Genomic DNA, 21,944 nt, shown 5'->3' on the forward strand with positions numbered 1-21,944 from the left:
AAGCGATGAATATCAGCATTCTGCAGATTTTTACGGTCGCCCTCGGCGCTGTGACGGCGGGGCTGCTCGTCTGGGGCGCGCCGGTGCGCTGGCCGGCGCCGCTGCTGCGCGCCACCGAACGCGACATTGCGCTGGCCAGCGAGGCGGCGCAGGTCTTCGGGCGCGATGCCGTTCCACCCTATACGATGATCCTTGCCTACGGCATCACGGCGATCGTCGTCTTCATCGTGATTTCGCTGATCTTCGGGCCGATCTTCGGCATCGTCATCGCCATCCCGGTCGCCATCTTCCTCCCCAAGGGCATGATCCGTTATTTTCTGCAGCGTCGCTGGCTGCAGATCGAATCGCAGCTTCCCTATGCCGTCGACCAGATCGTCTCGGCGGTGCGCACCGGCAAGCCGCTCGCCATCGCCGTCAATGCGGTAGCCGATACCGGCCAGATGCCGGCCTCGCGCGAGTTCGAGCGCATCGCCCGCGAACAGAAGCTCGGCATCGGCCTGGTCGAGGCGCTCGACCGCCACGGCCGCAACGTGCCGAGCCTGCACTTCAAGATGGTCGATGCAGCCCTCGGTCTCTTTGCCCGCCAGGGCGGTGACATCTCCGAGCCGCTGACCGAAATGTCGAAATCCTTCAAGGAAATCTGGAAGCTCGATCAGAAGATCACGACCTCGTCGTCGCAGGCGCGCATGAACTTTCGCGTCGTCAATGGCGGCGCGCTGTTCATGATGCTGATGATCTTCTTCGGCCAGCCGGAACTGATCGACAAGGTGTTCGGCAACGCCATCGGCATCGTCATCGCGATCGTCGGCGCCATTCTCTACGCGACCGGTTTCTTCTGGATGCGCTCGATGATGAAGGTGTCGGTCTGATGTCTCAGATACCCCTCGCCCCGATCGCCATCGTCTTTGCCGGGATCACCGCTGCGCTGTTCGTCTGGTGGATAGGCGATATGCTCGGCAGCATTCAGGTGGTGCGCCGGTCCGCAGGCGGCGATGGTCCGCCGCCGAATATCGTCGATAGCATCGGCATGCGCACGCCGGTCGAATTCGTGCTGACGCATTTTGAGACCCTCCTGGCTGATTACGGCGCGCAGCTGGAGCAGAAATTGATCTATGGCGGCCGGCCCTTCGGCGGCGTCACGGGGCGGGAATATATCGCGCTTCTCGTGGTCTTAAGCCTTTTCGGTTTCGTCGTGCTCGGCCTGCTGTTCGGTATTGCCAGCGGCAGCGTGATCGGCGGGCTCGTGGCCGGGCTGATCCTTGGCCTGATCCCCGCGATCTATTTCTGGGTCGTCGCCGACGACAAGGCGCAGGACCGCAAGGAACGCATTTCGCGCGAATTTCCCTATTTCCTCGATCTGGTCGTCATGACGCAGCAGGCGCAGGCGACGCTGCCGGAAAGCCTGAGGCTTTATGCCGAAGCCGCACCCGGCACTGTCATGAGCGAGGAGATCGAACAGACGCTGAAGGACGTGGCGCTCGGCACCGGCATGATCGAGGCGTTGCAACGTCTGGAGCGCCGCATGACCGCCGAGGAGGTCATCCGCGTCATCCGCGCCGTCATTCAGGGCGAAGTCGAGGGCAGCAACCGCGTCGAGCTGTTGCGCGAACATGCGCGCGACCTACGCTTCCGGCGCTGGGAAAAGGCCGACAGGGCCAGTGAAAAGCTGAAGGCCAAGATCGTCATGCCGGCGATGATGATCGTCGTGTCGATCCTGCTTCTGGTACTGGCGCCTGCAATTGTCGAGATGATGTCGAGTGGGATGTTCTGATCATGGCCTTTTTTTCCTTCTTTCGCGGAAACAAACCAAGCCTTCTGCAGACCGGTCCCGGTGGCCAGAGCCGCAGCCATGTGCTCGACCGGCCGGAAATGTCGATCGGCAGGGCTGCTAATGCCGATATCGTCGTCGACGATCCGTTCCTTGCGCCGATCCATGCGCGCATCGAGCGGCAGAGCGACGGCGGCTTCATCATTCGCCGCATGGGGCTGAACCCGATCATGCTGCGCGGCGAAGCCCTGCTGCAGACGGCCTCGCTGAAAGCCGGCGACAGCTTCCGCCTCGGCAAGGACGTCGAATTCCAGTTCGTCGTCAAGGCCGCCGCCAAGGAGGCGCCGAAGAAGGAGGCTTCCAAGGCAGGTGACGACAAGCCGAAAAAGTCGCTCCTCAAGCAGCCGGCCTTCCTCGCCGGCATGGGTGTCGCCTATCTCGCCATCGTCGGCATCATCGGTTACGTAATCCTCTCCGACAGCGGCAGCGCGGAGGGTGGCCCAACGGCAGAACGCATCAATGCGGAAGCCGGCCGCATTCCGACATGCATCAAGAATGCCCGGCGCATGCGCCAGGTTTCGGAGGCGAGCTTCAACGGGGCAGTCGGCGGCCGTGTCGGCAGGGATGGCGACGCAACCTATGCCGCCCTTTCGCTTGCCGCCGAACCGTCTGATGACGCCGCGCTGGCGAAGGCCGCCGAGCCGATCGTCGAGGCCTACAAGCGCACGGCACTCGCAGCCCTTGCCTCGGAAAACCGCGGCAACAAAACGCTGGCGCTGACCCTCTACCAACAGACCTACGATCTCGTTCCCGATGTCAACTGCTCGGCAGCGCGCTTCGCGCTGCAGCGGCGGGCCGCGGTGAAGCCTCCGGCGCGCCGTTGACCGCCAGTCTTGCGGCTGCTCGCTGACATACAAATGTGGCTTGTTCATCATCGATGCCGCGCGAGCCGGGTAGCGATGTCAAGGACTTGCCGGAATACTGGCGATGACCTTTATCTCAAAGTCAGTTGCATCATGCGATATCATATTGAATTTATTTAGTTATTGCATAGAGATTCCCGGTGTGTGTGGACCTGTGCGTGCGTGTGAACGGATTTTAAGCCGCCTTTGAGGGTGTGCGACAGCCTCTATCCTCGTCCACCTCAAATTCCTAGAAAAGCGCCGCCAGATCGCGCCGGCCATCCACCACGCGGATGATCTCGACCGCATCAACCTCGCCCTCGTCCGTGTCGGGGTGCGTCTCGTACAGGATCACATACGGCGCTTCGACTAGCATCCGCGCGGTGCGGAAGATCTCGGGGTGGCGCTCGCCAAGACGCGGATGATCGATAAGCAAGCCGGCCTTGTAGCGGAACTGCTGGAAATACCGCTCGGCCGCCTGGGGCTGCTCTTTGCCTATGTCGACGAAGACTTGCTTGACGTCGACTCTCGCCCTCGGCGTCCAGAGAAGCTTAACCGCCATGTCCGCGGGCAGCCTTCAGTTCCTGCCGCGCTTCCGCAAGCATCTCATCGAAATCAACTGGCGAGGCAGTTCCGCTCGCCTTGCCCTCGGCCCACATTTCGCGCAGCTTTTCGATATCGCCGCTGCGTTGCTGCCATTTGGCGGACCAATCGCGCATCGCTTCGCGGATGACCTCGCTGGCGCTGGCGTAGGCACCGCTTCCAACAGCGTCACGCAGCAAGTCGGCATGTTGCGGCGTCACTGAGACGCTGATCTTCTCAACATTGGCCATAACTCACCTCCATACACTTATGGTAGGAATTATTACCACCGCCAGACACCCCTGCCAAGAAATTTCGAGGCGGGCAATAAAGCAACGAGGGTCGATCAAATCGTCGGAGACGCCACGATGTTTGCAACTGGCGCAAACGTGACGGCGAAAGGCGGTTGGCCCTCGAAGCTCGGACTATCTTTGCGCGCTTGAGGGAAGGTCCGGTCGTCGCTCTCCCACTCCCTGCCGCACGAGCGATAGGGCAGCGATACCGGCCTCATCGGCCGCACGCAGAAGCGCTTCCCGGAATTGTTCCGGGGCAATCTTGCCGCTCAATGCGTCGACGCAGGCTTTGACTGCAGCCACATATTCCTCGCCGTCATCGCAAGGCCAGTCGTTGATCAGGAGACGCGCCGCGTCGCCCAGCGTCCATACGATCTTGCGAGATGCCGGGCCTCGCAAAGCAAACCCTACCGGCGTGAATGCTGATGATGTGTTCCAGCACATTGTCCTCGACCCCTCAAGGCACGGATATTGCAGTCCCAATTTCAATATACGCGCGTATTCTGAAATGTGGAATTGAAAACTTGCGAGTGGCACCCCTTGAGCGCGAGCTGTCGAATGATGAAGAAAGGGCGCCTACGACCTTATGTTGATCCGCCCCGCGCTGCGTCGACAGGTGTCGCCTTGATGGACGCATTCTGGGTTTGCAACAGATTACCTTGCCCCGTGTCAGCGGCACACCGCTCCCCCAATCAGTCTCCACGCTTCCGACCGCTCACCGCAATTCGGCGGTAACGCGGAAAATGCCGCCGGCCGACGCATCGGAGCAGACGACGAAGGTCGAACCTTCCTGCGCCATGAAGGCGACATTGCCGCCGGCTTCGCAGGGGGTGGCGCTCCACTGCAGGATGATATCACCGTTATCGGGCAGCTTTTCCTGGGTGATCTTCGCCGCACTTGCCATCCACTCCGTCGCCGACGGCAGGTGGACGGGGGCGTTCAGCTGCTTCGACAGCCAGGCCGTATAGTTCTGCGCCACGGCAAGCGGCACGTCGTCGGCCGGCTGCTGCGGATTGTCGCCATAGGCCTGTGCGGCGGCGGGATCGGAATTGGCGGTGTAATATTCCGCCATCTCGGCACGGGTGACGGCCTTCGTCTGCATGCAGAAGGACTTGTCGATCTTCACGGCGTCGTTGGCAACGCCGAGCATGCCGCCGATTTCCTTCATCGACGAGGTCATCAGCCGGACATTCTCCAGCGAATAACTTCCGGCCGGGACGGTCTCGAAGGCAAGCGTCTGCGAAACCGGGCAGAAGCCGCGCGCCGACAGCGCCTCGAGATCGGCAAGGATCGGCTGATAGGCGACGACCGCGAGCTTATAGGCCTCGGCGGTGTAGCGGCCGTCGGCCTCGCCGATCTTCGGAGCGAGTGCGGCAAGCGCCGGATCGGCAGCACCTGCACGGGTCGCGATCGAGGCGCTGAGATCGGTCACTTTCTGCTTCAGCGCCGTCGCCTCGTCCTTTGCCGCCATGACATCGGCGATGACGGCATCGAAAAGCTTGGCAGCGTCGCCATAGCCAGATGTCGCGGCCGGCATCTGCCATTGCTCTGCCTTGGCCTTGGCATCGGTCATCAGCCCGGTCGCCTTGGCGACATCGGGACTATCGCCGGCGCCGATGCGATTGACGGTTTCGCGTTTGCCCGCCGCGTCCTTTTCGGCTGCCGTCAGCGCGCTTAGCGCCTTGGCGAGCTCGTCAAACGTCGTTTTCGACGCGTCATAGGCATCGACGGCGGCATGCATCTGCTTTGCGGTGGCGGCATCGGCGGCAGTCTTCATCTTGGCGTCAGCCTCGGCAAAACCTGGCGCCTTGTCGCCGCCGGCGGCCGAAGCGGCAGCTTTCGCCTTCTCGGCGTTCTCCTTCGAGATGCCGATCAGCGCATTGCCGAGATTGATGGCTGCCGTCTGGAAGCCCGGAAGCGCCTTTTCGTAATCTTCATCCTTGAGCAGGGCATCGGCCGATGTCAGCGCCGCGGCGCCGGTATCATAGGCGAGCTTTGCCTGATCGCCGGAAGGACGCTCCGGCGCCTTGGCGGCGATCGCCTTCTGCTTGCGGCTTTCTGCCTCCTTCTTCCAGGTGCCGACATCGGCGACGAGCTTTGGATCCGGGGCGAGCAGCTTCGGGATGGTGAAGACGCCGACGCCGATGCAGATCAAGAGCAGTGCGGCGATCATGGAGATCTTGAGAGGCGTCCATTTTTTCGGCTTCGGGGCGTCCTGCTGCTGTTGCATGCCGCCGCGCGGATCCCACGACATCGGCTGGATGCCTGTCGTCACCCGGGCAAATTCGCCCAGCGCATCGGCGCCCGTGCGCGGTCGCGCGCTTGGATCGCGGCTCAGCATCCTTTCCACCAGACTTGCAAGACCCTCGGGAAAGCCTGGGATCAGCACGTCGAGGCGGGGAAAGATATTGGAAGGGTCGAGATGGATGTTCTTCCAGCTCTGCTCGCGCTGATGCTCGTCTTCCCAGACCATGACGCTGTCGAAGACGCTGGCATAGGTCTGCCGCGGCAGGAAGAGCTTGTAGGCGATCATGCCCATTGCGTAGATATCGAGTGCCGATGAGGCGGAGAAGGTGCCGCTGGCATAGATTTCCGGCGCCCCGAATTCCGGCACATAGGGCGGGATGATGTGTTCGCCGATCTTCGAGATCAGGTGCAGGTTGCCGATCCGCACCGACAGGCCGGAATAATCCTCGGAGACGTAGATGCACTGGTCCGTCAGCGCATTGTGGGCGTAGCCGGCGCCGTGCAGCGTTGCCAGCCCCTCGAGGATGTGGCGGCCGATCTCCACGGCGCGCTCGTAAGCTACCATTTCCGTTTCATCGAGATATTGGTGCAGCGTTTTCGACGGCCGCTTCTCGACGATGTAGAAATTGTCGTCTTCCGGCGACGGCGGGATGAGGTCCTCGATCTCGACGAAGCGCCGCGCCGTCAGCGATTTGGCCTCGTTGATGGAGGTCCAGACCCGCTCGAAACGAGCCTTGTCCAGTTTCAGCGCCATATCGGGCGCGACGATGAAGACCGCATGGTCCATCCGCTTGTCCTGGGCCGGATAAACGATGAACTCGTTCTCGTAGACCGGCTCGCCGATCGTGTAGCGGGCGATCAGATCACTTCTCATGCACGTGTCCCCCTGCATTCATTACATTCATGAAACCGAACTCTATTCGCCTGCCAGTAATGGATCGCCGATAAGGCCTGCAGCGAGCAGCAGGCCGGTCTTTGTATCGCGAAGCGCGAAGGCAAAACGGGCATCGGCCACGACGCGGACAAGCTTCGGATCGATGCTGCGTTCCGTGATAACAGCCGTGGCTGCCGCCGCCTCCGTGCCGTTTTCGTCAACCTTGATCATCGTCTTCTGAAGGACGCGCGACAAGCGGATGTTTTCCTTGGTGAAACCCGGGAAACCCGCATCCTTGGCCTTCTCGGGCGTCACGCCCATCGCATTGAGTATCGGCATCAAATCACGCCCGTCGTTCAGGGAAAAGCGGGGCAGGAAGATTTCGCCCTTGGCGGCTTCGAATTTTTCTCCCTGCAGCCAGGAAGTGAGCGTCTTCAGGTCCGCGCCGGCCACACCTTTGCCTGAGCGCGCCGCCACCACGACCATGCTGTAGCTCTCGCCGGCATAGGCAAGATCGACGGCAGTGAATTTCTCGTCGACGCGGAATTTCTGACCATCGCCGGCAAGATGCATCATCGGCACCGAAATCGTCGATCCATCCGGCCTCTGAAAGGGGCTTGCCGGGCTTTCCTTCTCGAAAGACGTCTTCCAGCGCGCCTTGAAGGAGAGCGCACCAAGACTGACGAAGCCGCCGCCGGGCGGAGAGTCCAGGATGACAGGAATGGCGCCTCGCGTTGCCTGGCTTACCCAGCCGTTGATGTGCTCGACCGATTTCGGTCCGTCGAGATCCTCGATCGAGGGCTTGATCCGGTGGCGGGCGAGCATGGAAAGCGCATCGGGGACGAGCACCAGCTTGTCGTCGAAGACGATCGCGACCGCCGTCGTCAACGGCGCATCCGCAGCCGCCGGCTTCCCGGGGGTCATTGCGTCAAGCGCCGTCTCCGGTCCCTTGACCTCGCCACCGAAGCCGAGGCCCTTGGCGATCGAGGCTTTGCCCTCGTCGGAAGCGCCGAGGCTTGCAAGACCGAGTGCCGCGGCAAGGCTTGCCGGCGACACCATGATATTGGCAGCACCCTCCTTTGCCAGGGTGCGATCGATGAGTTCGGCGGCAAGCCCTGCTTGTGCTGCAAGCATCGCCTTGCTGTCACCGGAGTTGCCGGCATGGGCGGCCGCGGCAAGCGCCATCAGAACGGCGGCAAGACCCGCCAGCAGAGTGGATTTCGGCATGGTTCGCTCCTGTTCAGCGGATGCGATAGAATTTGGAATCGAACGACCATTTGCCTTGGGCGCCGGTTTCGTCGTCGCCGACGATCCTGAGGCTTCGGGCGAGATCGTAGACATAGTTGAAGGCGGCGCGCTGGCCGACGAGCGGCGTCGGCACGTCGGGCAGGTCGAGCACTTCGATCGGCTTGTCGCTGAGGATGGCAACGACCATGCCAACGCCGGCCGGTCCCTCCACTACATATTCGAAGCCGGTATAGGGATTGCGCGCATCGGGCACGACGACCGGCCGGGCCGGATCGAGCCGGTTGTCGCCGCTTTTGGCTGATGGTTTCAGCCCCATCGAGCGCTTGTTAGGAAAAAGCTGTGTCAGCTTGCCGGAGGCATCGATATCGACCAGGATCAGGTAACCGGACTTCTTGGTGGACACACGCATCGCCACCTTGTCGCCGATGCTGACCGCAGTGCCGGGCAGGACGTCGACGGCGACGCCCGCCTCATTGTCGCTCTTCAGCGTATTCTCGACGGCGGCGACCGCCGTCTTCGCCTCGTCGCCGGTGATGACATCCCGGCCGAGCGCATCCGGCTGGCCATAAAATTGCGGCACCGGCGTGAAGCGGCAATCTCCCGCATGCGTCCGGCAATATTCGTCGGATTTACGCCGGACATAATCGAGCAAAGCGGCATTGCTGACATTCGGCTTGTCGGCTGCGCGCGCCACGCCATCCTGCACGCCTTCGATGAAGCGGCGGGTGAAGACGCCAAGCGGTGGCTTGGCCTCGCTATCGACCAGCGCCCACTGCCCTGCGTTGACAGCCGACCAGACCATGGCGTTTTCGCCGCCGAAGGAGAATTTCGCTTCCTTGCCTGATTTGTTCGGCGGTTCGAGCCCTGCCAGCGCCGGGCCGAGGCAACGCACGGTGCCGGATGGTGCGGCCACCGCGCTGCGGCTGCCGGGCCCGACATGGCAGGCATCGATCAGCAGCGTGACGCGGCGATCCTTGAGGCTGTTCAGCCTTGCGGCGATCTCGGTTTCGCGGATCTGGTTGGTGACCGTCACCTTGCCGCCCTCGCGCACCAGCTTGGCATCGACGGCCACCAGCGTCGGGCTCGTCGTTTCCTCGGCGCCCATTTCTTCAGAGCCCTGGCCGCTGAAATAGAGGAAGACGCGGCTTCCGGGCGTCGATTGGCGCACCAGCCAGTCGTCGATTTCGGCAAGGATCGCCTCGCGGGTCGCCTTGCGGTTGGTCAGCGTGTGGATCTGCTCCGGGCGGTAGGCGAGCGTCTTGGCGAGGAAGACCTGCATCGCCTTCACATCGGTGGCGGAACCGGTCAGCTTCGCCTCGCGCATCTCGTAGTCGTCGATGCCGATCAACAGCGCGCGGTCACCGGGCTTGCTTTCGATCACCGGCGTCTGGACGACTGCTGGCCGCACGGCGGGTTCGTCGGCGACGGGTTTGTCAGCCGGCGGGATATTGCCGGCGGGCGTTTCGGTCGTGCCTGATGGTGCTGCATCGCCGGCGGGCGGGGTGGTGATGGCGAGATTGGCCTCTTCCTGTCCGGACTTCCTCTGCTTCATCCCGCCACTGGTGGTGGACGCGACCTGATCATTGGCAGCGGGCCCTTCAACATCAGGCACGTCGCCGTCGGTCTTGGCGGCGATCCAGTCGCGGAAGGCGGCAACACGTGTATAGACGCCGTAGTGCTCGGCCTCAGCGCAGCCGGCGCCCCAGCTGACGATGCCGAGCTGGATCCAGCGCTTGTCGGGACGCTGGGCGACCAGCGGCCCGCCGCTGTCGCCCTGGCAGGCGTCCTTGCCGCCTTCGGCATAACCGGCGCAGACATTGCGCTCGTCGATCGGGTTCATGCGCATCGAGCTGTCGCGATAGGCGGCGCGGCAGTCCTCGCGCGGGACGATCGGCAGTTCCACTTCCTGCAGCTCGGTCGGCAGGTATTTGTCGTCCCAGCCGTGATCGGCCTTGGTGTAGCCCCAGCCGGTGACGACGGCGGGGTGGCCGGCTGCCTCCACTTCGTCGTCCGAGGCCGAGGCAAGGATCGCCGGCTTCGATTTGGCGGGCTCGCTGAGCTTGATGAGCGCGATGTCGTTGGCGAAGACCTTGCGGTCGAAATCCTCGTGAATGATCACGTCTTCCACGGCCAGTCCCGGCTTGTCGGGCCCGTCGACGGCGATCACCTTGTCGATCTTCGATTTACCCTCGACGATCAGCAGGTCGCGGGCGAAGAGATCCTGCTTGCCGGAGCGGCCGCTGGTGACGCAATGGGCGGCCGTCAATATCCAGCGCGGCGAAATCAGCGAGCCGCCGCAATGGCCGCCGAAGCGGCCGCGCTGTTCGGGATCGGGCGCCAGGATCTTCACCTGCCAGGGCCATTCGCCCTTCTTGGCCGCCTGGCCGCCGATGACCCGCCCGCCATCCTCGCCGGCGAAATCAGTATCCTGCTGCGCCAGCACGGGAGTGGCCAGAAGCAGCATGACGGACGCAATATTGAGGACCCTGCTGATCGACGTGCTCATAGCTTGGCTCCGGCGGAGGTATAGAGGACCGTAAATCCGACGCGCGCGCCCTCGGGCAGGAATTCGCCGAGGCGCTTGGCGATATTGCCGGCGGTGCGGCGCCTGTCGTTCTGCTTCAGGAACTCCAGAAGTTCGGGCATCGGCGTTTTAGAGGTGACGGCGACGAGCAGGTCCGTGCCGAATGGGGCGACGACGGACAGGTCGAGATCGAAGGTGGCAGACATCTCGGCATCGACCTCCTTCTCGCCCGGATAGAGGAACTGTACGGTGCCATCGCCCGTGACGTCGAAGAGCACGAGCTTGCGGCCTGATAGATCCGAAACGGTGACGCCGACGCGTTCACCCTCACGATGGACGGTATCGGAAGGCGTCACGCGCACGGTCTGCGGGTTGGTCTCGGAGAGCCGCTTCAGCGCATCGAGCGCGGCCATCCGGTCGACGACGAAAGGCATGTCGCCGGCGCCGATGGCGGAGGCGACGACATCGCCGCCGGCAATCGCCTCGTGTTTTGCGGGATCGAAGACAAGTTCGGCATCGGCACCTTCCGTCAGCTTGAACGGCGTGACGGCGGCGTCGATCCCCTGCAGCACCGGATCGGAGCCGAGGGCGGCAACGCTGATCGGTGCGGGCTCGGCGGGCAGCGGAGTGTTTGATTTCTCCGCCGCCGCCTGGGCCCCCGCCCCTTCGTAATGATAGACGACCGCGCGGTCGAGATCGGTTCCGGGCGGGCTTTCGGTAAAGATGTTCTGCCGCTGGTTGGTGAACTGGTAGACCGCCTGGCGCACATATTCGAACAGTTCGCGGCGGCTGACGGCGCCGTCGCCGTTGCGGTCGGCCGCACCTTCGAAGGCGCGGGCGGTGGCATAGCTCAGCGCGCCGCGTTTTTGCGGAATGCCGGGAATTGATATCTCGGGCGACTTGGTGTTCTCGTCGACGGCGGCGAGAAAAGTCAGCCGCTTGAAATCGAAGCCGGTGGACAGCGCATCCGCCGTGGTCGAAATCGGCGCGAGATCGTCCTCCTCGATCGTATAGGAAGGCGCCTGACGCCAGGTGATCTCGGCGCCGCGCGGATCGACGTCGCGGGTCATCCCGCCGGCATGGCAGGTATCGGCGATGAAGACGACATCGGCGCCTTTGGTCTCTAGATTGCGGATCAGCGCCTTGAATTCGTCGCCGAAGATGCGCTCGCGCGAACCCGGTAGCCGGGTGTCGAAGCCGGCAAGCACATAGACCTCGTCGCGGCCGCTCGGTTTGGAACCCTTGACTCGTTCCGGCTCGCTCGACCCGTGACCGGCGATGCCGAGCACGACGAGATCGCCAGGCCCTGCCCTTTCGGTCACGGCCTCGATCGCGTGGAAGATGCCCTCGCGGTCGGCAGCACCATTCTTCAAGAGCGTCATGTCCTCGACGCCGACCGAACGCAGCGAAAGCGAAAGATCCTCGGCATCGGCGACGGCCCCGTGCAGCGGCGGAACGTTGCGGTAGAGGTCGATGCCGATCAGCACGGCCCTGACCGCACCACGCTCGGGCGCCTCGATGACCCTTGCCAGGCTATCGGTGGCCGCCATGGTGAGGAGGGCAAGTGCTGCGGCCATGGAAACGAATGCGGTCATGGCCAAGCTCCTCCCCGCCTCAGCTACTCGCGGCGCCATTCGACGCGGCGGTTCAGCGCATCGACATCGTCTTCGGTGAGGTTTGCGGTTGCGGTGACGTCCACCGGCTCGGATGCACCGCGGCCTTCGGCGTCGATTGTCGCGTCGAGGCCATTGCTCTTCAGGAAGTCGGCGACGGCCTGGGCGCGGCGTTCGGAAAGCTTCTGATTATAGTCGTCACCGCCGCGCCGGTCGGTATGGCCGATGAGGATGATGCGGCCGGGCTTCTGCTCTTTCAGCGCCTCCAGCAGCTCCTCGGCGGCTTCGGTGCCAATCGAGGTGAAGCTCGACTTGTTGAAGTCGAAGGTGATCGGAACCGGAATGGAGACCGGCACGATGCCGCGCACATTCTCGGAATAGATGCCGCCGAGCACGCCGCTGCGGTGATCCTTCTCGGCCGGCACGAAACTGCCTTGCGGATTGTCGCTCGTCGGGTTGGCGGCAAGGATGCGGGCCTGGGCGGCGCGCTGGATGAGATCGGAGATCGTCTCGGCCGGTGGCGCCTTCGGCGTGCGGGTCTCGTTCTTGATGATCTCGATCGCCTGCTGGTAATCGGCGGCGGCATCGGCGAAGCGGCGTGAGGAGAAATAGATTTCGCCGAGTGTGGCGGAGGCCTGCCAGAGCACCTGCGGGCTGTCGGCGGCGACAAGCAACGGCTCGTAATCGGCGACCGGCTGGTTGGCGGCCATCATCTCCTGGGCAGCCGAAAGCCTGAGGGCCGCGACGCGGCGCTGGGCATTCACCTGGAACTGGCCGCAATCGGCGCTGACGGCGATCGCATCAGCCTCAGACGCGGCAGCACTGATATCCTTGGCGGCAACGGCGGTGTTCAGCTTATCAAGAAGAGCCGTGCAAACAGGCGTATCGGCGTTTGCTACCTCGATCTCTTCCCCTGCCTGGCCAGGTTCGGCCGAACGGCCGAGGTTTAGCTGCGGCATCTTGATGCTGAAGCCGCCGGGAAGCTTGAATTGAGGCATCTTGATCTGTGGCATCGGCAGTTTCGGCATCTTCGTCTGGGACGTCTGGGCCGGCTGCTTATACTGCGTCGTCGGTTGCTTATATTGGGTCGGCTTGGTGGATGAAGTCGTATCGGCGGGCCCGATCAGCTCCAGTTCGTCGGCGGCAAGCTCCTGGCCGGGCGCCAGGTTGGTGACGATCTTGTATTTCTTCGGCGGCTGCTGTGCTGCCTGCTCGACGGGCTTCGGCGCGACCTTTTTCGGAGCTGCAGGCTTCGGTTTTTCCACCACCGTTTCCGGCTTCTTGGCGACTTCCTGTTTCGTCACCGGCTTCGGCTTCGGAGCGACTGCAGGTTTCGGCGCAACGGGCGGCTTTGCAGCCTGCTCGACTGGCGCGGGTTTTGCTGCGGGGGCGGCTGCGACGGGCGGGACAGCGGCCGGACTATCGACCGTCGTCAACATCAGCGTCTTGCTGCTGATCTTGGTGCCGAGGCTTCGGGCCTCTTCAAGGCTTCGGGAGACGGCATCCATGCCGCCGTCAACCGAGCGGAACATGCCGCCGCCGCTGCCGCCGAGATCGGCGAAGATGTTCAGCGGCTTGGAGGAATAGAAGACTTTGATCTGCTCCTGACCGACCGGGCCTGAAACCTGCAGCTTGGCGCCGCTTGCCGGATCCGGCACCTGCACGCGCTTGCCGGCGCCGACAAGGGCGTCGGTCTGGTACTTGTTCGGGAAAAGCTTCACGACTGCGCCATTCGGCGAGACATTCAGCACCGTGACATAGGCGTTCTCGGTCGACTGGATGAAGAGGCCGACAACTTCGCCGATGGCGTATTTGGCTTCAGCGCGATCGAAGGTGACGCTGACGGGCCCGGTCTGCGCCGGCGCTTCGGTCAATGTGCGTTCGTTCTGCGCCTCGACGGCGGGAACCACCGAGAAGAACGAAAGAAAGGTGGCTGCTGCCAAGATGGCTTTGCGGTTCGGCATTGGAAAACCTCCTCTTCGAACATCTCACACTGTGTTGAAGATGAGAATAGCACTGACTGGCGAAATTGGGATGGCTTTGCCTGTCTTGCTTGAGGGAGGGTTACAAATTATTTGGAGCCGCCAAGAATCCCACAAGGCAAAGACGTGAGCAAGACTCACGCTCTGGCATAACCGGGGCCTGTTATAGTCCGTTCAACTGCAGGGAGATGGTTAGTTCTTGGGTTTCTGCCCGGCTGATTTCAAAATCGAGATCAGGTCGCTCATTCCTTCGGGTGAGGAATTGTAGAGCCAAAGAATATCCGGATTGTCGACCGTGAATTCCTTGCCGGGGCCTGAGCCCATGTCGCGGCCGGGAGAGGTCGCATCGGGCAGCTTCGCCTCACCGGGCGCCAGCCCCTTGGCGCGTTCTTGTTCGGCGATGATTGCAGTCGCCGCAGCAAAGGCCTTTTCGTCATGCTGGCGCAGCGCCGCAAGTGAGGGGTTCCGCGCGGCAAGCGCGTCCTCGGCCGGGCCGGAATAGGCAAGCCGCGGCGTCTGCAGCGTCAGCAGAAGGCCGATCGACAAGGTTATGAGCCAGGATTTCGTCATCGTCGTCAAATCCGTCCTATTGGCGCCACTGCGCGACAAAAGCACGTCGCATCAAACTTGATTCATGCGACGTGCTTCTTTGTTTTTATGCATGTCGTTCTCCCGGAACCGCCGCACCCTTCCGGGCGACATGCATAGGCGCCCCGAGAATAGGGAGAGGCCGAAAGGAAGGCAACGGCGCACAGTGCCAATCGGTTGGGAGGGTTGAAATCGGCTGGCAGCGGCGCTTTCGCTCTTTGTTTTATGCATGTCGTTGACCCACCGCCGCACACTTCCGGGCGACATGCATCAGAGGATCTTCAATTGCTGCAAGCCGAGGCGCAGATCGCGCAGCATCTCGCCGAAGATCTCCTCGATCATTCCGGTCGACCAGACGACCATGGTGCCGTAGGGCGAGCGCTTGCGCTGCATGAAGCCTGCCGTTTCGAAATCGATCAACGTCTTGCGGCAGGTCTCGCTCGACATCACCGCAACAAGGAAACGGGCGAGATTGGACTGGTCGATCGCGCCTGATTTGTCAGCCCAGTTCTGGATCAGCCGCGGCTTGGTGTCGGCGGTGAACATCGAGGCGAGCGCACGATCCTGTGAAAGCCCCAGACGTTGCAGCTTGGCCGGATCGCGGGTCAGCGAAACCACGTAATCATTGTGCAGATCGGCGAAGCGCTCGATGTCCTCGGCGGTGCTGATGCCGAAGACCTTCATCGAATAGAGGAACTCGGCCATCAGGTAGGTCGGCTCCGAGCGCAGTTGCGCCAGATGCTTGTCGTCCTTGCTGGCTGAGGCAGCGCAGACGCGGTCTGAGAAATCTATCCTCGCGGCGCGAACCTGCTCCAGCAAGCTTATATCGAGCGCCAGTTCGTCACCGTTCCATTCCAGCATAAGCATTCCCTGCCGACGAATCTTCGAGACGATGATCTTGTACTATCGCCCGCGCAGATCTCCAAATCGTTTGGAAAGCAACGGCTTGCTGAGAAGTGATATCTAGCCTACCATTTTTGAAAAGCGTGACGGTAACAGTGCATGATGCCGAAAAGTGTGATCGGTTTTCGGACGACATCATGCACTAACCTTAATTGAGAACAGGATTCAGATTTTTAGCCGGATCGGACTAAAATCATCCTGTTCTGGGGGTCGAGGCAATGCGTAGTTTTGGGTCGCATATTTTGTTTGCCGCGGCACTTGCGGTCGCCTCGCCGGTTTTTGCCAAAGACACGACGATCATCGAGCTTCGCGGCGGCGACGGCGCGCGTTCGGTCGGCATCATTTCTTCCAACGAGGAAGCGGAGGCATCCGGGCCGGCGGCGATCACCGTCGGTGACGACGGCACCATTTACATCCTCGACCAGAACAACGGCCGCGTGCTCGCCGTCGACGCCGAACGCTCGCAGGCCGAGCCTGCGATCCTGCCGCTGCCGGAAAATGCCACGGCGGAGGATCTCGCCGTCGTTCACAACGAACTCTACCTCTGGTCCGACGGCGTCGTGCCGCTCGAGCGCTCCACCGAAGCCGACGGCCGGTCGCAGACGCTTCGCGCCGTCGACGGCGGCGCTGATGCCGACGACTACACCCGCTCGGTTTTCGCCTCCATGGGCTCGGTTTCGCCGGGTCCGCTGAACAGCATCATCGACGAGATCGGTCGCAGCACCAGCCGGCCCGAGGCCCGCCCGCCGGTCATTCAATATGTGCCGAGCCGCGGGCTCGGCGATATCGTCGCCGAGGTCTCGGCTGCTGCAAACGACAAGGCGGAGATCCTACTGCGGCGCAGCAGTTCGGAGGAGAATTTCCTCTCGCTGCAACTCGCCTCGGAAGGGCGGATCGGCACCGTCGAACTTCTCGACATCGACACGACGGGCAGGCCTTATGTGCTGGTCGAGCTCGTACCCGCCGACCGGCCCGAGCGCACCGGCATGCTGGTGGTGCGATTCACGCCGAACGGCGCGATGGACCGGGTCTACGACCTGCCGATCGAACCGGGTACGGTATTCTCCAGACGCTTCGTGGCGATCGGTCCGCGCGGTGACGTGCTCTATCTCCGCTCGCAGGAAAGCCGGGCGCAGGTGCTGCGGCTCGACGGCCGGGAGCCCGGCCGCAAGCTTGCCGTTATCAGGCCCACCAAGCAGCCGGCTGCCGGCAAGCCCGGCAAGACGCCGAAGGTGGCGATCGTGCCGAAATCGCGCAGCGACGTCATCGAGCGGGCAATCGGCTTCGAGACGATGAACTGGCTGGTGACACCAACCGCCTATGGCAGGGATCCGGGACCGGGCTGCGTCAACATGAACCGGCTGCGCCGCCCGATCTACCTGATCGGCAAGCGCGGCCAGACGGTCAAAGGTGTTCCCTACTGCTGGGGCTGCAAGACGCCGCTCGAGAATTTCATCGGCGGCGTGGAAAAGGGCCAGACCGCCGGCAACGTCTGCACCAAGAGCGCGCCGCAATCCAACATCCTCGGCGTCGATTGCTCCGGTTTCGTCAGCGACGCCTGGGGCCTGAAGATGCACGTCTCGACGCGCGCCATCCCCGGGATCACCAAGCGCCTCTCCGACCCCTGGTCAATGCGGCCGGGCGATGCACTGAACAAGCCCGGCTCGCATGTGCTGCTGTTCATGCGCTTCACGGCCGATAAGAAGGTGGAGGTGATGGAGGCCTCCCCAAATGCCTGCAAGGGCCGCGTCTGCCGCAATACCTATTCGCTCGGCAGCCTGTTGATGCGCGGCTACCAGCCGGTGCGCTTCAAGGGGCTCGATGGCTGAACGGCGGGAAACTCACGCCGCCGGTCTTGATGTCAGCCGCCGCTTCGCCATCGCCAGAAGTCCATGCGCCGCGACGCTGCCGGCATAGTCCCGATAGGCGGGGTCCCGGCTTAACATGCGTTCTTCGGCGCGGGCGCGCAGCAGGTAGATAAGACTGACGATCGCCAGCATGCCGGCCCGGGCAAGTCCTTCCGCAAGGCCGCTGGCGAGGAAGCCTGGGATCGCAACCAGCCACCAGGCGATGTTCTTCGAGACATAGGCCGGATGCTTCATGAAGCGATAAGGGCCCGATGTGATGATGCCGCGATGGGTGAGATTGGAAAATCGCGGCCCGAAAGCGACGGTCGCCCAGACATAGATGAGGGTGCAGAACAGCGTCGCGACGCTCCAGAGGATGAAGATGGCCGACCCCTCCTGGATCACCGTCTCCCAGCCTGGCCCCTCGCCATAGGGCACGAAAGCATGCGAGATCGCAAGGAAGAACGGCTCGTAACAGATGAGACACACGAGCCAGCCGAGTGCCGTCGTCTCCGTTGCCCTGACATGCCATCCGAAGAGCTTGAAAGTCGCGACATAGCCGCCGGCGGCAAGCACGATGTCGAGAAGAAAGGCAAGCCGCAACAGGCCTTCGAACCATGCCGCCGAAAGCGGCGGAAACGCCCAGGCCGGCTTCTCGGCAAGATCGGAAAGAGCCGCCATGCCGCCCGAGAACATCAGCACGAGAAAGAAACACTTGATCGCGAGCAGGCGCAATGCAAACAGCACGTCCTCCTCGCGAAAATCCTGCATCAACACCGCGCGCCCGACCTGATTGAGATAATCGTCGGGCTCCTCCGCGATCCGATCGGTGACCGCGACGTAGAGAATGGTGGCGCCGGCAAGTGCGATGGAAAGGGGAATAGTGGTGTGCCCAGCCTCGATGATCCATCGGACGGCCGACGACTGTGTGAAAAACGGAAAGACCGAACAGGCGATCACGACCACGCCAAGCAGCGCGGCGAGGCCCACAAGCTTCGTTCCGATGCGGCGCCAGAAAATGGCGGGAGCCTCGTCTCGTCTCTTTCGCGATGCCCAGGTCGAACGAGCAGCGAATGTGCCGTCGACGGCGATCCACGCCAGGAGAAGGCAGAACACGGCAAGCGCCATTGCCTTGCCGGGTTCAAGCTGCAGATAGGTCGAGAGTGCGATGCCGATCAGAACTCCGGCGAGGGTCGCCGCTTGGCTGACGAAAGGGCTCCCGGTTTCGGTATCCCTGTCCTGCGGTATTGGCACGCGCTCGGCCTTCTCGATTACATTGCTGGTTGGACGGAGTCCCGAAAGCGTATCCGTGCCGCCCGGGTCGCAAGCGCCATTGCGGCTTCATCGGTCAGGCCAGACGCATCCTCCGGCAGCGAGATCATCGCAATATCGAGCTTGTCGTAATCGACCATGTAGTAACCCGATGCCGTTTCGATGACTGCCTCAGGCCTGATCGCCAATAGATCCTGCGCCATCGTGCCGACGAACAGCGGGCCGCCCCAGATGTAGCGGAAGGCATAAACCGGTATGCCCTCAGCCGAGGTGCCAAGCCGACGAATATCGATCTTCAGTCGGCGATCGGACCAGCCCCCGCTGGAACTCGATGAACTGCTGGAACTCGATGAACTGCTCGAACCAGAAGAACCGCTGGAGCCAGAGCCGCCGCCCATGCCGCCGCCGCCGGAATTCCCACTGGAACTGTTCTCGGAGCGGGAGAAAGCCGGTTGGCTGCTCGTTGCGGCCACTTTTCTAACGGGGGGCGTGGTTCTCCTGGTCGGCGTGGCGCTCCTGGCCACCGGCTCTTCGCTGGCAAACAGGGTCCTGGCGCCAGGATCGAAGATGCAACTCTGCAAGATCGCGCCTGAGCCTGCGATGAATGTCGAGCACAATAGCATACGGATGATTAGCTTGTTGTTCATATAGGGCGCCCCCGGACCGCCGTTTCAGAAGAGATCGTACCTCGGATTTCGCTTTATCCATGTCGCTTTGGCGAGCTTGACGAGCCTGTCATCGAGCGACTTGGTCTTCGGAATTGCCTTTTTTTCCTGAGCGGTCAGCTCGGCGGCAAAGGCGGCCTCCGCTTTTTTCTTGGCAGCGCCAGGAAGCCTCTTGAGTTCCGCCAGCGCCTGGTTCTTCGGATCGCCGCTGCCTGGCATGTTGATGGCGGTCGCCAGCGCGAAATAACGGGACGCGATTGCAAGGCTGTCAGCGTCCGCGCCCTCTTCCTTCGCGAGCATCGCGCGGTCGAGCGCACCCCAATAGTCGCCGCGTTCCGCGCCCATCTCCAGCCACTTGACCGCTTCCGCCTTGTCCGCGGCAACGCCGATACCGTCGCGGTACATGCGCCCGAGGTTTGTCGGGGCATAGGGCTGACCGCCCTCTGCCGCCCGCGTGAAAAGGTCGAGCGCTTTCGGGAGATCCTCCGGAGCGCCTTTTCCGAAACGGTAGACGAGCGCAAGATTGTTCAGCGAATAGATGTCGTTGCGCTGGACGCCGGCCTCGTAGAAGCGGACAGCCCGCTCAGGGTCGGCCGGAACGTTAACGCCGTTGAGGAAGATATAGCCGAGCTCGTTCATCGCATAGGTATGGCCGAGATCGGCGGCCTGCAGCATCAACCGCAACCCCAGCTGCTGATCGGCCTTTGTGCCGCGGCCGTAATAGAGGGACTTGCCATAGCTGTGCAGGGCAAAGGGATCGCCCTTGGCCGCTCCCCCCTTGGCAATCTCGCTCGCCTTGGCTGCGTCGCGCGGAACGGAGGCGCCGAACTCGTAAAGGCTCGACAGTTCATAGATTGCCCGGACATGCCCGGCATCCATCGCCTTGCTGATCGTCGCAAAAGCCGTCTTGGCGTCGCGGTTGGCAAGCTGGGCACGGCCAAGTTGATAGACGAAGCGCGCCACCTCGGGATAGGCCTTTATCGCCTCCGTGCAGGCCGACAGTGCTTCATCGGCGTCGATCTCGTTCGGCAACTTGCCTGCCGTCACGCCCTGCAGGTCGAGCGGAGCCGCGGCTGACGTATCGCAGGCGTCGAGCGTCGGCTTGAAAGTGACGGTCGCCGGCGGCAAGTCGTCATTGGCGGCCTGCAGCGTCACGGCGAAAGGCTGGTTTTCAGTGCCGATCTGGGGCTCGTAGGAAAGCGCCGGGATATCGGCGGCTTCAAGCACGTGGCCGAGACCGATCACCCGGTCTCCGGCGCGCAGCGTGCCCTTGTCGGGCAGGGCCGCGACCTTGAAGGTCATCTCCGCGGCCGATGCCGGCACGACCGGCAGGCTGGCTTCTACAGGGCCGACGCCGATCGTCGTGTCGACGTCGCGCGGCAGCGTCTTCAGATAGGCGTCGGCATCGGCAAGCCGCACCTGTTTTTCCTGCTCGAGCTGGGCGAGCTTGGCGCCGGCGTCGGCCGAGACGGTGATTGCGACGACGCCCTGCGCCGCCTGACCGTAAGGATCGCTCACGGTATAGCCAATTAGGCCGACGGTTCCGGCAGCAACACCTGATGAATCATAGGTCAGCGCCGTCAGTGCCGCGGCAGGCATCTTTGCACCTTGCTCGACCGGCTTGCCGTCGAAGCTGAGCTTGCCGGTCTTAGGCAGCTGGTTGACGGTGACGAGCAGCGCCGAGCCGGTCTCGTCATGCGGCGGAGCGATCGGCAATTTGGTCGTGGCCGCACCCTCCGGCACGCTCACCTGCTGCATCGATTCGACGCTCGGCGGCGGCGGCGCCGGAATGAAATAGAAGCTGTCCATCAGCGAGGAGTTTTCCCAGGGGACCTGCTTGCCGCCGGTCATGGCCATCACGTCGCGGCGCACATCGGTCAGGACCTGGCGGATTTCCTTGTTGGGTTCGCTCGCCCGCTTGATGAAGGATTCGGAATAGGGGCTGAGCGCGCCGGTGCCATCGAGCGCCACCTGGCCGGGTTCTGTGGAAAAGGCGATCAGGCTGCCGAGGTCGCTGTCGATGCGCGCAAGTCCGCGCGTGGCGCCGACCGGCTCCAGTTTCTCCGCCATCCAGAATTTCTGGGCATTGAAGGGATTGTTGCGGCAGGCGTCGAGGAAGATCAACTGCACCCGCGAATTCTGCTTGAGATGGTTGAGGATGAGGTCGAGCGGCATGGTCTGCGTCTCGACGTCATAGGGCGTCTCCAGCGTCGCATCGACTGGCACGATGAAATTCTGGCCGCCCACCTGGATGCCGTGGCCCGAATAATAGATCAGGCCGGCCTCGGCATTGCTGGTCGAACGCAGGAAGCGGCGCACCGTATCTTCGAGCCCGATGCGGTCGACATTGACGCCGATCGTCACATCGAAACCGGCCGCGCGCAACGTGGTCGCGACCTCTTCGACATCATTGGCAGGATTGGGAAGGGAGGGCAGCGTCTTATAGACGGAGTTGCCGATGACGAGAGCGACGCGGCGTCCGCTCTCTTCTGTAACGGCGGCAAATGCCGTGGTAATCGACAGCAGCATTCCTGCAACAATCAGCAGATAAGCGCACAGTCTCTTGGCGTGACGAAACTTGGGCATGGCTCGATCGCAAACATTCTATTGTCTAAGTTCAATAAAATTTGCTGGCC

Annotated in this window: 17 protein-coding genes; 4 read left to right on the top strand and 13 right to left on the bottom strand. The window is 62.6% G+C overall.

The window, feature by feature from the left end; all coding sequences use genetic code 11:
* Window positions 1–5 precede the first annotated feature (5 nt).
* From ACM5SV_RS05260 to ACM5SV_RS05270, 3 genes are read left to right on the top strand one after another with little or no spacing between them, the layout of a single operon-like run.
* Window positions 6–869 (top strand): type II secretion system F family protein, encoded by an 864-nt coding sequence (locus ACM5SV_RS05260; protein ID WP_012763625.1) that lies wholly within the window; start codon window positions 6–8, stop codon window positions 867–869.
* The gene (locus ACM5SV_RS05265; RefSeq protein ID WP_012763624.1) at window positions 869–1,771 is read left to right on the top strand and encodes a type II secretion system F family protein; all 903 of its coding nucleotides are present in this window, start codon (window positions 869–871) and stop codon (window positions 1,769–1,771) included. The genes ACM5SV_RS05260 and ACM5SV_RS05265 overlap by 1 nt, the downstream gene beginning before the upstream one ends.
* 2 nt (window positions 1,772–1,773) lie before the next feature.
* Complete coding sequence (locus ACM5SV_RS05270; RefSeq protein ID WP_017996887.1) at window positions 1,774–2,652, top strand: FHA domain-containing protein; 879 nt, start codon at window positions 1,774–1,776, stop codon at window positions 2,650–2,652.
* A 268-nt stretch (window positions 2,653–2,920) separates the two neighbouring features.
* Here the strand turns inward: ACM5SV_RS05270 and ACM5SV_RS05275 are convergent, their stop codons facing one another.
* The 10 genes from ACM5SV_RS05275 to ACM5SV_RS05320 form a co-directional block, all read right to left on the bottom strand.
* Window positions 2,921–3,232 carry a type II toxin-antitoxin system RelE/ParE family toxin gene (locus ACM5SV_RS05275; RefSeq protein WP_222017106.1) on the bottom strand — a complete coding sequence of 104 codons (312 nt, stop codon included), beginning with the start codon at window positions 3,230–3,232 and terminating at the stop codon, window positions 2,921–2,923.
* The gene (locus ACM5SV_RS05280; protein WP_017996885.1) at window positions 3,222–3,503 is read right to left on the bottom strand and encodes a type II toxin-antitoxin system ParD family antitoxin; all 282 of its coding nucleotides are present in this window, start codon (window positions 3,501–3,503) and stop codon (window positions 3,222–3,224) included. Before ACM5SV_RS05280 ends, ACM5SV_RS05275 begins: the two co-directional genes overlap by 11 nt.
* A 174-nt stretch (window positions 3,504–3,677) precedes the next feature.
* On the bottom strand, window positions 3,678–3,989 hold the full coding sequence (locus ACM5SV_RS05285) for a DUF982 domain-containing protein (RefSeq protein ID WP_011655309.1): 312 nt from the start codon (window positions 3,987–3,989) through the stop codon (window positions 3,678–3,680).
* A gap of 271 nt (window positions 3,990–4,260) precedes the next feature.
* Entirely contained in the window at window positions 4,261–6,666 is a 2,406-nt protein-coding gene (locus ACM5SV_RS05290) for a protein kinase domain-containing protein (RefSeq protein ID WP_012763621.1), read from the bottom strand.
* Window positions 6,667–6,708: 42 nt separating this feature from the next.
* Window positions 6,709–7,893 carry a serpin family protein gene (locus ACM5SV_RS05295; protein WP_419425107.1) on the bottom strand — a complete coding sequence of 395 codons (1,185 nt, stop codon included), beginning with the start codon at window positions 7,891–7,893 and terminating at the stop codon, window positions 6,709–6,711.
* Window positions 7,894–7,906: 13 nt separating this feature from the next.
* Window positions 7,907–10,420 carry a trypsin-like serine protease gene (locus tag ACM5SV_RS05300; protein ID WP_419425108.1) on the bottom strand — a complete coding sequence of 838 codons (2,514 nt, stop codon included), beginning with the start codon at window positions 10,418–10,420 and terminating at the stop codon, window positions 7,907–7,909.
* Window positions 10,417–12,033 carry a caspase family protein gene (locus tag ACM5SV_RS05305; RefSeq protein WP_221990795.1) on the bottom strand — a complete coding sequence of 539 codons (1,617 nt, stop codon included), beginning with the start codon at window positions 12,031–12,033 and terminating at the stop codon, window positions 10,417–10,419. The genes ACM5SV_RS05300 and ACM5SV_RS05305 overlap by 4 nt, the downstream gene beginning before the upstream one ends.
* A 23-nt stretch (window positions 12,034–12,056) precedes the next feature.
* Window positions 12,057–14,015: a DUF4384 domain-containing protein gene (locus ACM5SV_RS05310; protein WP_017996879.1), complete on the bottom strand. Its 1,959-nt coding sequence runs from the start codon at window positions 14,013–14,015 to the stop codon at window positions 12,057–12,059.
* A 210-nt stretch (window positions 14,016–14,225) separates the two neighbouring features.
* The gene (locus tag ACM5SV_RS05315) at window positions 14,226–14,603 is read right to left on the bottom strand and encodes a hypothetical protein (protein WP_128439129.1); all 378 of its coding nucleotides are present in this window, start codon (window positions 14,601–14,603) and stop codon (window positions 14,226–14,228) included.
* A 288-nt stretch (window positions 14,604–14,891) separates the two neighbouring features.
* Window positions 14,892–15,482: a hypothetical protein gene (locus tag ACM5SV_RS05320; protein WP_012763615.1), complete on the bottom strand. Its 591-nt coding sequence runs from the start codon at window positions 15,480–15,482 to the stop codon at window positions 14,892–14,894.
* 260 nt (window positions 15,483–15,742) lie between these two features.
* Here ACM5SV_RS05320 and ACM5SV_RS05325 point away from each other — a divergent pair, with 260 nt between their 5' ends.
* Entirely contained in the window at window positions 15,743–17,353 is a 1,611-nt protein-coding gene (locus tag ACM5SV_RS05325) for a hypothetical protein (protein ID WP_221969701.1), read from the top strand.
* A gap of 12 nt (window positions 17,354–17,365) precedes the next feature.
* Here ACM5SV_RS05325 and ACM5SV_RS05330 read toward each other — a convergent pair whose 3' ends face one another.
* Genes ACM5SV_RS05330 through ACM5SV_RS05340 form a run of 3 tightly spaced genes read right to left on the bottom strand, consistent with a single transcriptional unit; the run spans window position 17,366 to window position 21,894 of the window.
* A complete protein-coding gene (locus tag ACM5SV_RS05330; protein WP_419425109.1) occupies window positions 17,366–18,625 on the bottom strand; it encodes a methyltransferase family protein in 1,260 nt (419 codons plus the stop codon).
* 17 nt (window positions 18,626–18,642) lie between these two features.
* Window positions 18,643–19,290 (bottom strand): tail fiber domain-containing protein, encoded by a 648-nt coding sequence (locus ACM5SV_RS05335; RefSeq protein WP_260686024.1) that lies wholly within the window; start codon window positions 19,288–19,290, stop codon window positions 18,643–18,645.
* A gap of 24 nt (window positions 19,291–19,314) precedes the next feature.
* Window positions 19,315–21,894, bottom strand: a complete 2,580-nt coding sequence (locus ACM5SV_RS05340) for a caspase family protein (RefSeq protein ID WP_419425110.1) — start codon at window positions 21,892–21,894, stop codon at window positions 19,315–19,317.
* Window positions 21,895–21,944: the final 50 nt, after the last annotated feature.

Origin of the sequence: Rhizobium sp. CRRU65, assembly GCF_048551595.1 — a bacterium.
Lineage (GTDB): Bacteria > Pseudomonadota > Alphaproteobacteria > Rhizobiales > Rhizobiaceae > Rhizobium > Rhizobium leguminosarum_J.